Annotated in this window: 12 protein-coding genes; 11 read left to right on the forward strand and 1 reads right to left on the reverse strand. The window is 53.1% G+C overall.

From position 1 onward, the window contains the following. Positions 1 to 9: 9 nt before the first annotated feature. From atpG to phoU, 10 genes are all read left to right on the forward strand, one after another. Entirely contained in the window at positions 10 to 873 is an 864-nt protein-coding gene (gene atpG, locus F4V72_RS22730; RefSeq protein WP_000896506.1) for a F0F1 ATP synthase subunit gamma, read from the forward strand. A gap of 26 nt (positions 874 to 899) precedes the next feature. After that, complete coding sequence (gene atpD, locus F4V72_RS22735; protein WP_000190499.1) at positions 900 to 2,282, forward strand: F0F1 ATP synthase subunit beta; 1,383 nt, start codon at positions 900 to 902, stop codon at positions 2,280 to 2,282. Positions 2,283 to 2,302: 20 nt separating this feature from the next. Then, complete coding sequence (locus F4V72_RS22740; protein ID WP_001251972.1) at positions 2,303 to 2,722, forward strand: F0F1 ATP synthase subunit epsilon; 420 nt, start codon at positions 2,303 to 2,305, stop codon at positions 2,720 to 2,722. Between the two features lie 310 nt (positions 2,723 to 3,032). Then, positions 3,033 to 4,403: a bifunctional UDP-N-acetylglucosamine diphosphorylase/glucosamine-1-phosphate N-acetyltransferase GlmU gene (gene glmU / locus F4V72_RS22745; RefSeq protein ID WP_136058587.1), complete on the forward strand. Its 1,371-nt coding sequence runs from the start codon at positions 3,033 to 3,035 to the stop codon at positions 4,401 to 4,403. Positions 4,404 to 4,642: 239 nt separating this feature from the next. Next, positions 4,643 to 6,472 (forward strand): glutamine--fructose-6-phosphate transaminase (isomerizing), encoded by a 1,830-nt coding sequence (glmS, locus tag F4V72_RS22750; protein WP_053511059.1) that lies wholly within the window; start codon positions 4,643 to 4,645, stop codon positions 6,470 to 6,472. A gap of 290 nt (positions 6,473 to 6,762) precedes the next feature. Beyond that, positions 6,763 to 7,803: a phosphate ABC transporter substrate-binding protein PstS gene (gene pstS, locus F4V72_RS22755; RefSeq protein ID WP_023247190.1), complete on the forward strand. Its 1,041-nt coding sequence runs from the start codon at positions 6,763 to 6,765 to the stop codon at positions 7,801 to 7,803. A 126-nt stretch (positions 7,804 to 7,929) separates the two neighbouring features. Then, positions 7,930 to 8,889 (forward strand): phosphate ABC transporter permease PstC, encoded by a 960-nt coding sequence (gene pstC / locus F4V72_RS22760; RefSeq protein WP_000741630.1) that lies wholly within the window; start codon positions 7,930 to 7,932, stop codon positions 8,887 to 8,889. Beyond that, the gene (gene pstA / locus F4V72_RS22765) at positions 8,889 to 9,779 is read left to right on the forward strand and encodes a phosphate ABC transporter permease PstA (protein ID WP_023247191.1); all 891 of its coding nucleotides are present in this window, start codon (positions 8,889 to 8,891) and stop codon (positions 9,777 to 9,779) included. The genes pstC and pstA overlap by 1 nt, the downstream gene beginning before the upstream one ends. Positions 9,780 to 9,885: 106 nt before the next feature. Continuing rightward, the gene (pstB, locus tag F4V72_RS22770) at positions 9,886 to 10,659 is read left to right on the forward strand and encodes a phosphate ABC transporter ATP-binding protein PstB (protein ID WP_000063118.1); all 774 of its coding nucleotides are present in this window, start codon (positions 9,886 to 9,888) and stop codon (positions 10,657 to 10,659) included. Between the two features lie 14 nt (positions 10,660 to 10,673). Beyond that, positions 10,674 to 11,399: a phosphate signaling complex protein PhoU gene (gene phoU / locus F4V72_RS22775; protein WP_000377800.1), complete on the forward strand. Its 726-nt coding sequence runs from the start codon at positions 10,674 to 10,676 to the stop codon at positions 11,397 to 11,399. A 131-nt stretch (positions 11,400 to 11,530) separates the two neighbouring features. On the opposite strand, the gene yieH is transcribed toward phoU, so the two are convergent. Continuing rightward, entirely contained in the window at positions 11,531 to 12,196 is a 666-nt protein-coding gene (gene yieH / locus F4V72_RS22780) for a 6-phosphogluconate phosphatase (RefSeq protein ID WP_023247192.1), read from the reverse strand. A gap of 168 nt (positions 12,197 to 12,364) precedes the next feature. On the opposite strand from yieH, the gene adeP reads away from it, so the two are divergent. Next, positions 12,365 to 13,702, forward strand: a complete 1,338-nt coding sequence (gene adeP, locus F4V72_RS22785; RefSeq protein WP_053511052.1) for an adenine permease AdeP — start codon at positions 12,365 to 12,367, stop codon at positions 13,700 to 13,702. The last annotated feature ends 33 nt before the right edge of the window (positions 13,703 to 13,735 follow it).

The following is a 13,735-nucleotide window of genomic DNA, read 5'->3' on the forward strand; positions in this document are numbered from 1 at the left end:
GAGAAGCTCATGGCCGGCGCAAAAGAGATACGTAGTAAGATCGCAAGCGTCCAGAACACGCAAAAGATCACTAAAGCGATGGAGATGGTCGCCGCTTCCAAAATGCGTAAATCGCAGGATCGCATGGCGGCCAGCCGTCCTTATGCAGAGACCATGCGCAAAGTGATTGGTCACCTTGCGAACGGTAATCTGGAATATAAGCACCCCTACCTGGAAGAGCGCGACGTTAAACGCGTGGGCTATCTGGTAGTGTCGACCGACCGTGGTTTGTGCGGCGGCTTGAACATTAACCTGTTCAAAAAGCTGCTGGCGGATATGAAGGCATGGTCCGATAAAGGCGTTCAGTGCGAACTCGCAATGATCGGCTCTAAGGGCGTGTCATTTTTTAATTCCGTAGGCGGCAACGTTGTCGCTCAGGTGACAGGTATGGGGGATAACCCTTCTCTGTCCGAACTGATCGGTCCGGTTAAAGTGATGTTGCAGGCCTACGACGAAGGCCGTCTGGACAAGCTTTACATTGTCAGCAACAAATTTATTAACACCATGTCTCAGGTGCCGACGATCACTCAACTGCTGCCGCTGCCGGCGTCAGAAGATGATGATCTGAAGCGTAAAGCCTGGGATTACCTGTATGAGCCAGATCCGAAAGCGCTGCTGGATACTCTCCTGCGTCGTTATGTGGAATCTCAGGTTTATCAGGGCGTGGTAGAAAACCTGGCCAGCGAGCAGGCCGCACGAATGGTGGCGATGAAAGCCGCAACCGATAATGGCGGCAGCCTGATTAAAGAGCTGCAGTTGGTATACAACAAAGCTCGTCAGGCCAGCATTACTCAGGAACTCACCGAGATCGTCTCGGGGGCCGCCGCGGTTTAACCAGGTTATTTCGTAGAGGATTTAAGATGGCTACTGGAAAGATTGTCCAGGTAATCGGCGCCGTGGTCGACGTCGAGTTCCCTCAGGATGCCGTACCACGCGTGTACGATGCTCTTGAGGTGCAGAATGGTAATGAGAAGCTGGTGCTGGAAGTTCAGCAGCAGCTTGGCGGCGGTATCGTGCGTACCATCGCGATGGGGTCTTCTGACGGTCTGCGTCGCGGTCTTGATGTAAAAGATCTCGAACACCCGATCGAAGTCCCGGTAGGTAAAGCAACGCTGGGTCGTATCATGAACGTCCTGGGTGAACCGGTCGATATGAAAGGCGAGATCGGCGAAGAAGAGCGTTGGGCGATTCACCGCGCGGCGCCGTCCTACGAAGAGTTGTCAAACTCTCAGGAACTGCTGGAAACCGGTATCAAAGTTATCGACCTGATGTGTCCGTTCGCGAAGGGCGGTAAAGTCGGTCTGTTCGGTGGCGCGGGTGTAGGTAAAACCGTAAACATGATGGAGCTTATCCGTAACATCGCGATCGAGCACTCCGGTTACTCTGTGTTTGCGGGCGTAGGTGAACGTACTCGTGAGGGTAACGACTTCTACCACGAAATGACCGACTCTAACGTTATCGATAAAGTATCCCTGGTGTATGGCCAGATGAACGAGCCACCGGGAAACCGTCTGCGCGTTGCATTGACCGGCCTGACCATGGCGGAAAAATTCCGTGATGAAGGTCGTGACGTTCTGCTGTTCGTCGACAACATCTACCGTTATACCCTCGCCGGTACGGAAGTATCCGCACTGCTGGGTCGTATGCCTTCCGCGGTAGGTTATCAGCCGACTCTGGCTGAAGAAATGGGCGTTCTGCAGGAACGTATCACCTCCACCAAAACCGGTTCTATCACCTCCGTACAGGCGGTATACGTACCAGCGGATGACTTGACTGACCCATCTCCAGCCACCACCTTTGCTCACTTAGATGCAACCGTGGTACTGAGCCGTCAGATCGCATCCCTGGGTATCTACCCGGCCGTTGACCCGCTGGATTCCACCAGCCGTCAGTTGGACCCGCTGGTAGTAGGCCAGGAACACTACGACACCGCGCGTGGCGTTCAGTCCATCCTGCAGCGTTATCAGGAACTGAAAGACATCATCGCCATCCTGGGTATGGATGAACTGTCTGAAGAAGATAAACTGGTGGTAGCGCGTGCTCGTAAGATTCAGCGCTTCCTGTCCCAGCCGTTCTTCGTGGCGGAAGTATTTACCGGTTCTCCGGGCAAATACGTCTCCCTGAAAGACACCATCCGTGGCTTTAAAGGCATCATGGAAGGCGAATACGATCACCTGCCGGAGCAGGCGTTCTACATGGTCGGTTCCATCGACGAAGCCGTGGAAAAAGCCAAAAAACTTTAACGCCTTAATCGGAGGGTGATATGGCAATGACTTACCACCTGGATGTCGTCAGCGCGGAGCAACAAATGTTCTCCGGTCTGGTCGAGAAAATCCAGGTTACGGGTAGCGAAGGCGAACTGGGAATTTACCCGGGTCACGCGCCGCTGCTCACCGCCATTAAGCCTGGTATGATTCGCATCGTTAAGCAGCACGGTCATGAAGAGTTTATCTATCTGTCCGGCGGCATTCTGGAAGTGCAGCCTGGCACCGTGACCGTTCTGGCGGATACTGCGATTCGCGGTCAGGATCTCGACGAAGCGCGAGCCCTGGAAGCGAAGCGTAAAGCCGAAGAGCACATTAAGAGCTCGCACGGTGACGTGGATTACGCTCAGGCGTCTGCGGAACTGGCCAAAGCGATCGCTAAACTACGCGTTATCGAGTTGACCAAAAAAGCGATGTAACACCGGCTTGAAAGCATAAAACCAGTCTGATCTCAGGCTGGTTTTTTTTTACCTGTGATTTATGACCTATGCCGAATCTTACTTCATGGCTCAAAAAAATAGCAAAAACATCACCCTAACGCTTTAATCAAGGCATAGCGCGACTTTTCACAAGACAAACACCGCGTCAATGGTCGAAAATGTCGCCATCGCCGTCGGAGGAACCCCGCGATCGAGCGTTTTATCCTCCTTCCATTTTACGATGAAAAAAATGTAGTATTTTCAAAGTGAAACAGTATAAATTCGTTCTCAAATTACAGTCAGGACGCGTATGTTAAATAGTGCTATGAGCGTAGTGATCCTTGCCGCAGGTAAAGGCACGCGCATGTATTCCGATATTCCTAAAGTGCTGCACACACTTGCGGGTAAAGCAATGGTGCAGCATGTCATTGATGCTGCTAATGAATTAGGCGCCTCACAGGTACATCTGGTCTACGGCCATGGTGGCGACCTGCTTAAACAGACGCTGAAAAACGATAACCTGAACTGGGTGCTTCAGGCGGAACAGTTGGGAACAGGTCACGCAATGCAGCAGGCCGCGCCCTTCTTTAGCGACGATGAAGATATTTTAATGCTTTACGGCGACGTGCCGCTGATTTCGGTTGAAACCTTACAGCGCCTGCGCGATGCCAAACCGCAGGGCGGTATTGGGTTATTAACCGTGAAGCTGGACGATCCGAGCGGCTATGGTCGTATTACGCGTGAAAACGGTAAAGTGACTGGCATCGTTGAACATAAAGACGCCACTGATGAACAGCGTCAGATCCAGGAAATTAACACCGGTATTCTGATTGCCAACGGCGCGGACATGAAACGCTGGTTGTCTAAGCTGACTAACAATAATGCGCAGGGTGAATATTACATCACTGATATCATTGCGCTGGCTTATCAGGAAGGACGGGAAATCGCCGCGGTACATCCGGCCCGCATCAGTGAAACGGACGGTGTGAATAACCGTCTGCAGCTTTCTCGTCTGGAACGTATTTACCAGGCCGAGCAGGCAGAGAAACTGCTGCTGGCAGGAGTGATGCTGCGTGACCCGGCACGTTTTGATCTGCGCGGTAATCTGGTTCACGGACGTGATGTGGAAATTGATACTAATGTTATCATCGAAGGTAACGTGACGCTCGGTCATCGGGTGAAGATTGGCGCGGGCTGCATTATCAAAAACAGCGTGATTGGCGATGACTGTGAAATCAGCCCCTATAGCGTGGTGGAAGATGCGCGCTTAGATCCGGCCTGTACCATCGGCCCGTTTGCCCGCCTGCGTCCCGGCGCGGAGCTGTTAGCGGGCGCTCACGTCGGCAATTTCGTTGAGATGAAAAAAGCGCGCCTCGGTAAGGGTTCTAAAGCCGGCCATCTGACCTACCTGGGCGATGCGGATATCGGCGACAACGTGAATATCGGCGCGGGGACCATCACCTGTAATTATGATGGCGCGAACAAATTCAAAACGGTTATTGGCGACGATGTGTTTGTTGGCTCCGATACCCAACTGGTGGCGCCGGTTACTGTCGGTAAAGGGGCCACCATCGCCGCAGGGACTACCGTCACCCGTAACGTAGCCGACAATGAACTGGTATTAAGCCGCGTGCCGCAGGTTCATAAGCAAGGCTGGCACCGTCCGGTGAAGAAAAAGTAAATCACGATCATGGCGGGAGCGCTTCGCTTGCCCGCCCGACATTCAACCTGTTTTTGTAGGCCGGATAAGCGTCAGCGCCATCCGGCAGACCGGAGATGAGAGGATAAAATAATCCTCCGCTCAATGAGCAGTACTTATAAAAATAACCCCACTCTCTACAAGGCTCGGGGCGCCCGCCACGACGGGCATACAGGTTAGCGACAACGCATGGCGAAATGCCATAATCAGGAAATTAAACTATGTGTGGAATTGTTGGCGCTATCGCGCAGCGTGATGTAGCTGAAATCCTTCTCGAAGGTTTACGTCGTCTGGAATACCGTGGTTACGACTCGGCCGGCCTGGCCGTGGTGGATGCGCAAGGGCACATGACCCGTCTACGTCGTCTCGGTAAGGTACAAATGCTGTCTCAGGCCGCGGAAGAACATCCGTTGCACGGCGGGACGGGGATTGCTCACACGCGTTGGGCAACGCACGGTGAACCTTCAGAAGCAAACGCGCATCCGCATGTTTCTGAACACATCGTGGTGGTGCATAACGGCATCATCGAAAACCATGAACCGCTGCGTGAAGCGTTAAAAGCGCGCGGTTACACCTTTGCTTCCGAGACCGACACGGAAGTAATTGCTCACTTAGTGCACTGGGAGCTGAAACAAGGCGGTACTCTGCGAGACGCGGTTCTACGTGCGATCCCACAACTGCGTGGCGCATATGGCACGGTGATCATGGATACCCGCCATCCGGATACGTTGCTGGCTGCCCGTTCGGGTAGCCCGCTGGTTATCGGTCTGGGCATGGGCGAAAACTTTATCGCTTCCGATCAGTTGGCCCTACTGCCGGTGACCCGCCGCTTTATCTTCCTGGAAGAGGGCGATATCGCAGAAGTGACCCGTCGCTCGGTCGCTATTTTCGATAAAACCGGTGCGGAAGTGAAACGTCAGGATATTGAATCTAATCTGCAGTATGACGCCGGTGATAAAGGCATTTACCGCCACTATATGCAGAAAGAGATCTACGAACAGCCGAACGCGATTAAAAATACGCTGACCGGGCGTATCAGCCACGGTGAGGTGGATTTAAGCGAGCTGGGGCCGAAAGCCAACGAATTGTTGTCTCAGGTTGAACATATCCAGATTATCGCCTGCGGTACGTCGTACAACTCCGGGATGGTCTCTCGCTACTGGTTTGAAGCGCTGGCCGGAATTCCGTGTGACGTGGAAATTGCCTCGGAATTTCGCTATCGCAAATCTGCGGTGCGCCGTAACAGCCTGATGATCACGCTCTCCCAGTCTGGCGAAACGGCAGACACCCTAGCGGGCCTGCGTTTATCCAAAGAATTGGGCTACCTCGGATCGCTCGCCATTTGTAACGTACCGGGCTCTTCTCTGGTGCGTGAATCCGATCTGGCGATGATGACTAACGCCGGGACGGAAATCGGCGTTGCTTCTACGAAGGCGTTCACCACCCAACTGACCGTTTTGCTAATGCTGGTGGCGAAACTGGCGCGTCTGAAAGGCCTGGATGCGTCCATTGAGCATGACATCGTTCATGGCCTACAGGCGCTGCCGAGCCGTATTGAGCAGATGCTCTCGCAGGACAAACGCATCGAAGCGCTTGCAGAAGATTTCTCCGACAAGCATCACGCGCTGTTCCTCGGTCGTGGCGATCAATATCCGATTGCGCTTGAAGGCGCGCTGAAGCTGAAAGAAATCTCTTACATTCATGCTGAAGCTTACGCGGCAGGCGAGCTGAAACACGGCCCGCTGGCGCTGATTGACGCCGATATGCCGGTTATTGTGGTGGCGCCGAACAACGAACTGCTGGAGAAACTGAAATCCAACATCGAAGAAGTTCGCGCTCGCGGCGGTCAGCTTTATGTCTTCGCCGATCAGGATGCGGGTTTCGTCAGCAGCGACAACATGCACATCATTGAGATGCCGCATGTGGAAGAGGTCATTGCGCCCATCTTCTACACTGTTCCGCTGCAACTGCTGGCGTATCACGTGGCGCTGATTAAAGGCACCGATGTTGACCAGCCGCGTAACCTGGCGAAATCAGTAACGGTGGAATAACCCCCTCCATGCCCCGCAGCAGCGGGGCATTTCTCTTATTATTTTATGATGACAAACTGTCATCTTTCCTGCCTGTTCTCCGTGTCATAAAAAGAAAATTTTTTTGCAATATGACGATAGTGATAATAAATAACATATTGTTTTTTAATATGTTTATAAAATCGTGATGTCGATATTGTTGATTGTCATAAAACTGTCATATTACGTACATTTAACTGTCACCTGTTTGTCCTATTTTGCTCATCGTAGCAACTCAAACAATGATTTACCGAAACCGTGCAGGAGACATTATGAAAGTTATGCGTACCACTGTCGCAACTGTTGTCGCCGCGACCTTATCGATGAGCGCGTTCTCTGCCTTTGCAGCAGCAAGCCTGACAGGTGCCGGTGCAACGTTTCCTGCGCCGGTATATGCCAAATGGGCGGATACCTACCAGAAAGAAACCGGTAACAAAGTCAATTACCAGGGAATAGGCTCTTCCGGCGGCGTGAAACAAATTACCGCAAATACCGTTGATTTTGGCGCGTCCGATGCGCCGCTGTCTGATGAAAAACTGAATCAGGAAGGCCTGTTCCAGTTTCCGACCGTCATTGGCGGCGTGGTGCTGGCGGTGAATATTCCAGGGCTCAAATCCGGCGAACTGGTGCTGGACGGTAAAACGCTGGGCGACATCTACCTCGGTAAAATCAAAAAGTGGGATGATGAAGCCATCACCAAACTGAACCCGGGCGTGAAGCTGCCCTCACAGAATATCGCCGTGGTGCGTCGCGCTGACGGTTCCGGCACTTCCTTCGTTTTCACCAGTTACCTGGCGAAAGTCAACGACGAGTGGAAATCGAAAGTGGGCGCGGGTTCTACCGTGAACTGGCCAACCGGCCTGGGGGGTAAAGGTAACGACGGCATCGCAGCGTTTGTACAGCGTCTGCCAGGCGCTATCGGCTACGTTGAGTATGCGTATGCCAAGCAGAACAATCTGGCCTACACCAAACTGATTTCTGCTGATGGCAAACCGGTAAGCCCGACGGAAGAGAGCTTCTCTAATGCGGCGAAAGGCGCAGACTGGAGCAAAACCTTCGCACAGGATCTGACCAACCAGAAAGGTGACGATGTGTGGCCAATCACCTCCACCACGTTTATCCTGGTCCACAAAGTGCAGAAGAAACCTGAGCAGGGTTCTGAAGTGTTGAAGTTCTTCGACTGGGCATACAAAAATGGCGCTAAGCAGGCGAATGATCTGGATTACGCCAGCCTGCCGGATAACGTCGTTGAGCAGATTCGTACCGCCTGGAAGACAAGCATAAAAGACAGCAGCGGTAAGGCATTGTATTAATTTAGTATTCTGACGAAAATGGCGGGTGACGCTTACGTTTACCCGTCCTACGGTTCTGACTGTAGGCCGGATAAGCGCAGCGCCATCCGGCAACTTCGTAAACGCGTTTAACTTAAAGAGTGATTTATGGCTGCAACCAAGCCTGCTTTTAACCCGCCGGGTAAAAAAGGCGACATGATTTTCAGCGCGCTGGTAAAACTGGCTGCGCTGATTGTGCTATTGATGTTGGGCGGTATTATCGTCTCATTGATCATCTCCTCCTGGCCAAGTATTCAGAAATTTGGTTTCTCATTCCTTTGGACTAAGGAGTGGGACGCGCCAAACGATATCTACGGCGCGCTGGTGCCCATTTACGGCACGCTGGTGACCTCCTTTATCGCATTGCTGATTGCCGTTCCGGTCAGTTTCGGCATTGCCCTGTTTTTAACCGAGCTGGCGCCAGGCTGGCTGAAGCGTCCGCTGGGCATTGCCATTGAACTGCTGGCGGCTATCCCCAGTATTGTGTACGGCATGTGGGGGCTGTTTATCTTCGCGCCGCTGTTTGCGACGTACTTCCAGGAGCCGGTCGGCAATATTCTTTCCAACATTCCTTTTGTCGGCGCGTTGTTCTCCGGTCCGGCGTTTGGTATCGGCATTCTGGCGGCAGGCGTCATCCTCGCCATCATGATAATCCCCTATATTGCGGCGGTTATGCGCGACGTCTTCGAGCAAACGCCGGTAATGATGAAAGAGTCAGCCTATGGTATCGGCTGTACTACCTGGGAAGTTATCTGGCGCATCGTGCTGCCGTTCACCAAAAATGGCGTCATTGGCGGCATTATGCTGGGACTGGGACGTGCGCTGGGTGAGACGATGGCGGTCACTTTTATCATCGGCAACACTTATCAGCTCGACAGCGCGTCACTGTATATGCCGGGCAACAGCATCACTTCCGCCCTGGCCAACGAATTCGCCGAAGCGGAATCGGGCCTGCACGTGGCAGCGTTGATGGAACTGGGGCTGATCCTGTTTGTGATCACCTTTATCGTTCTGGCGGCGTCTAAGTTCATGATTATGCGTCTTGCGAAGAACGAGGGAGCACGTTAATGGCTACGCTTGATATGCAGAACACCGCGCAGCTCGCGGAATCCCGTCGCAAGATGCAGGCGCGTCGCCGCATGAAGAACCGTATCGCATTAACGCTCTCAATGGCGACGATGGCATTTGGCCTGTTCTGGCTGATCTGGATTTTGATGTCTACCATCACGCGCGGCATTGATGGTATGTCGCTGGCGCTGTTTACCGAAATGACGCCGCCGCCGAACACGGCGGGCGGCGGGCTGGCGAACGCCCTGGCGGGGAGTGGATTGTTGATTCTCTGGGCTACCGTATTGGGTACGCCGCTGGGGATTATGGCCGGGATCTATCTGGCGGAATATGGCCGCAAATCCTGGCTGGCGGAAATCATTCGCTTTATTAACGACATTCTGCTTTCCGCGCCGTCAATTGTTGTGGGGCTGTTTGTTTACACCATCGTGGTGGCGCAGATGCAGCACTTCTCCGGTTGGGCGGGTGTGATTGCGCTGGCGCTGTTGCAGGTGCCGATCGTTATCCGTACTACCGAGAACATGTTGAAGCTGGTACCGGACAGCCTGCGTGAAGCAGCCTATGCGTTGGGAACGCCGAAATGGAAAATGATCTCTGCCATTACGCTGAAAGCGTCCATATCCGGGATTATTACCGGTGTGCTGCTGGCGGTTGCCCGTATTGCCGGGGAAACTGCGCCATTGTTGTTTACCGCGCTCTCCAACCAGTTCTGGAGCACCGACATGATGCAGCCGATCGCCAACCTGCCGGTAACCATCTTTAAATTCGCGATGAGCCCGTTTGCTGAATGGCAACAATTGGCCTGGGCGGGCGTGCTGATTATTACCCTGTGCGTGCTGCTACTAAATATTCTGGCGCGTGTTGTTTTCGCGAAGAAAAAACACGGTTAAAGACATTGCCGGATGGCGGCATAAACGCCTTATCCGGCCTACGGGTTGCATACATTTGTAGGCCTTAAAGCTACGCGCTATCAGGCATGATGAGGAAAAGAGTGAAATGAGTATGGTTGAAACTGCCCCGAGTAAGATTCAGGTTCGTGATTTGAACTTCTACTACGGCAAATTCCATGCCCTGAAGAACATTAATCTGGATATCGCGAAGAATCAGGTAACGGCATTTATCGGGCCATCCGGCTGCGGTAAATCGACGCTGCTGCGCACCTTCAATAAAATGTATTCGCTTTATCCGGAGCAGCGCGCCGAAGGTGAAATTCTGCTGGATGGCGACAATATTCTCACCAACACCCAGGATATCGCGCTGCTTCGCGCGAAAGTGGGGATGGTATTCCAGAAGCCGACGCCGTTCCCGATGTCCATCTATGACAACATCGCCTTTGGCGTGCGTCTGTTTGAGAAGCTGTCTCGCGCCGATATGGACGAGCGCGTGCAGTGGGCGTTGACCAAAGCCGCATTATGGAACGAAACCAAAGATAAATTGCACCAGAGCGGGTACTCTCTCTCCGGTGGTCAGCAGCAGCGTCTGTGCATTGCGCGCGGTATCGCCATTCGTCCGGAAGTGTTGCTGCTGGATGAGCCATGTTCAGCTCTGGACCCTATCTCCACCGGGCGTATTGAAGAGCTGATCACCGAGCTAAAACAGGATTACACCGTGGTGATCGTGACCCACAACATGCAGCAAGCGGCACGTTGTTCCGATCATACGGCGTTTATGTACCTGGGCGAGTTGATTGAGTTCAGCAATACGGACGATCTGTTCACCAAGCCCGCGAAGAAACAAACAGAAGACTATATCACCGGTCGTTACGGTTAATTCAGGAGTGCGTAATGGACAGTCTGAACCTTAATAAACATATTTCCGGCCAGTTCAACGCTGAACTGGAAAGCATCCGCACTCAGGTAATGACCATGGGCGGCATGGTGGAACAGCAGCTTTCTGACGCTATCACCGCCATGCACAACCAGGACAGCGAGCTGGCGAAACGCGTGGTAGAAGGCGACCATCAGGTCAATATGATGGAAGTTGCCATCGACGAAGCCTGCGTGCGTATTATCGCCAAGCGCCAGCCGACGGCGAGCGATCTGCGTCTGGTAATGGCGATTATCAAAACTATCGCCGAACTGGAGCGTATTGGCGACGTGGCGGATAAAATCTGCCGTACCGCGCTGGAAAAATTCTCCCAACAGCATCAGCCGCTGTTGGTGAGTCTGGAATCGCTGGGCCGCCATACCGTACAGATGCTACACGACGTACTGGACGCATTCGCGCGGATGGATCTTGACGAAGCGGTGCGCATCTATCGTGAAGATAAGAAGGTTGACCAGGAGTATGAAGGAATCGTGCGTCAGCTCATGACCTACATGATGGAAGATTCGCGCACGATTCCCAGCGTGCTGACCGCGTTGTTCTGCGCCCGTTCTATCGAGCGTATTGGCGACCGCTGCCAGAATATTTGCGAATATATCTTCTACTTCGTGAAGGGACAGGATTTCCGTCACGTCGGCGGCGACGAACTGGATAAGCTGCTGGCGGGTAAAGATCCAAAAGAATAAGGTTTGTGGTGGGGGGGGGGCAACGATCCAAAAGCGCCACAAAACGTAGGCCCGGTAAGCTTGCGCCACCGGGTAATTCGCCGGATGAAGCTAACGCTTATCCGGCCTACGAGCCATCCGGCTTTGTTTTTTCAGCGCGTAATCTCCCACCCGCGCGCTTTCCACAATCCCGGCAACTGCGCCAAATCGGTAAACGTCGTCACGTTAGGGTGATCGATCGGCTTGTTATGCGGATCGGCGCAGAAATAAAACACTTCCATTCCTGCCGCGATTCCTGACTGTGCGCCTGCGCTGGAATCATCCACCAGAATACACTTCTCAACATTGACCTTCATGGCGTTCGCCGCATGGAGCATTAGCGCCGGATCGGGCTTCCAGCGTTGAATATCGTAACCGCTAAACAGCAAATCGGGAAAATGATGCAACATGCCCAGTTTACCCAGCGAATGCTGCATCTTACTGACTGGCCCGTTAGATACCACGCACATGGGCGTCTTAATACTCTCCAGCAGGATATTCGCGCCCGCAATGGCTTCCAGATCTGCATCGAACAGACGAGCAACCTCGGCGCGATACACGGGTTCCAGCTCCGCCTTTGCCAGCGCAACGCCATGCTCTTTACTGATGGTATCGATAATTTCGTAGAGCTTTACGCCTTTAAAGCGTCTGAATACTTCCGCGAGCTCAAGCGTAATACCGAACTGCCGGAACATAGCGACATAGGCGCGCGAACAAATCACTTCACTGTCGACCAGCGTGCCGTCGCAGTCAAAAAACACCGCTTCGATTTGGGACATGTCATTTCCATTTTAATAAGTTTAACGTTTACGTAATGTTGAATTGAGAGACGCAATCGTTGCCGTACTAACAAATTGAGTGAAAAAAATTACCACACAACTGCGCCAGGTGTCGTATTTTGGTATAGGATAACGGCGAATTTTCCCTCCTTTCTCCGGAAATTGATAATGAGTCAACAACACACCACCCAGGCTTCTGGTCAGGGTATGCTGGAACGCGTGTTTAAACTACGCGAACATGGCACGACGGCACGAACCGAAGTGATCGCCGGTTTTACCACTTTCCTGACGATGGTTTATATCGTTTTTGTTAACCCGCAAATTCTGGGCGTAGCTGGCATGGACACCAGCGCCGTCTTTGTGACCACCTGTCTGATTGCGGCCTTTGGCAGTATTCTGATGGGCCTGTTCGCTAACCTGCCGGTGGCGCTCGCGCCAGCGATGGGGTTGAACGCTTTCTTCGCCTTTGTCGTTGTCCAGGCGATGGGACTGCCGTGGCAAGTTGGGATGGGCGCGATTTTCTGGGGCGCAATCGGACTGCTGCTGCTGACCATTTTCCGCGTGCGTTACTGGATGATCGCCAACATTCCTGTCAGCCTGCGCGTGGGTATCACTAGTGGTATCGGTCTGTTCATCGGTATGATGGGCCTGAAAAACGCCGGCGTGATCGTCGCCAATCCGGAAACTCTGGTCAGCATCGGCAACCTGACTTCCCACAGCGTATTGTTGGGCATTCTGGGCTTCTTTATCATCGCTATTCTGGCGTCCCGCAACATTCATGCGGCAGTGCTGGTCTCTATTATAGTCACCACGCTGCTGGGCTGGATGTTGGGAGATGTGCATTACAACGGCATCGTTTCCGCGCCGCCAAGCGTCTCTACGGTAATTGGTCATGTCGATCTGGCCGGCTCGCTGAATCTGGGGCTGGCAGGCGTCATCTTCTCTTTTATGCTGGTGAACCTGTTTGACTCTTCCGGTACGCTGATTGGCGTGACGGATAAAGCCGGTCTGGCGGATGAGAAAGGTAAATTTCCGCGCATGAAGCAGGCGCTGTTTGTCGATAGCGTCTCTTCTGTCACCGGGGCGTTTATCGGTACTTCCTCTGTTACCGCGTATATTGAATCCTCTTCTGGCGTCTCTGTGGGCGGACGTACCGGCCTCACTGCCGTGGTAGTCGGTTTGCTATTCTTGCTGGTCATTTTCCTGTCGCCGCTGGCGGGGATGGTGCCAGGTTATGCCGCGGCCGGCGCGCTGATTTACGTGGGCGTGTTAATGACATCCAGCCTGGCGCGTGTGAAGTGGCAGGATTTAACGGAGTCCGTTCCGGCCTTTATTACCGCCGTGATGATGCCGTTTAGCTTCTCCATTACCGAAGGTATCGCGCTGGGATTTATCTCGTACTGCGTGATGAAAATTGGTACCGGCCGCCTGCGCGATCTCAGCCCATGCGTGGTGATTGTCGCGCTGTTATTCGTGTTGAAGATTGTCTTTATCGACGCGCATTAATCCATGTATTGCCGGATAGCGGTATGAATACCT

It is taken from the genome of Salmonella enterica subsp. diarizonae, from assembly GCF_008692785.1.
Taxonomy (GTDB): domain Bacteria; phylum Pseudomonadota; class Gammaproteobacteria; order Enterobacterales; family Enterobacteriaceae; genus Salmonella; species Salmonella diarizonae.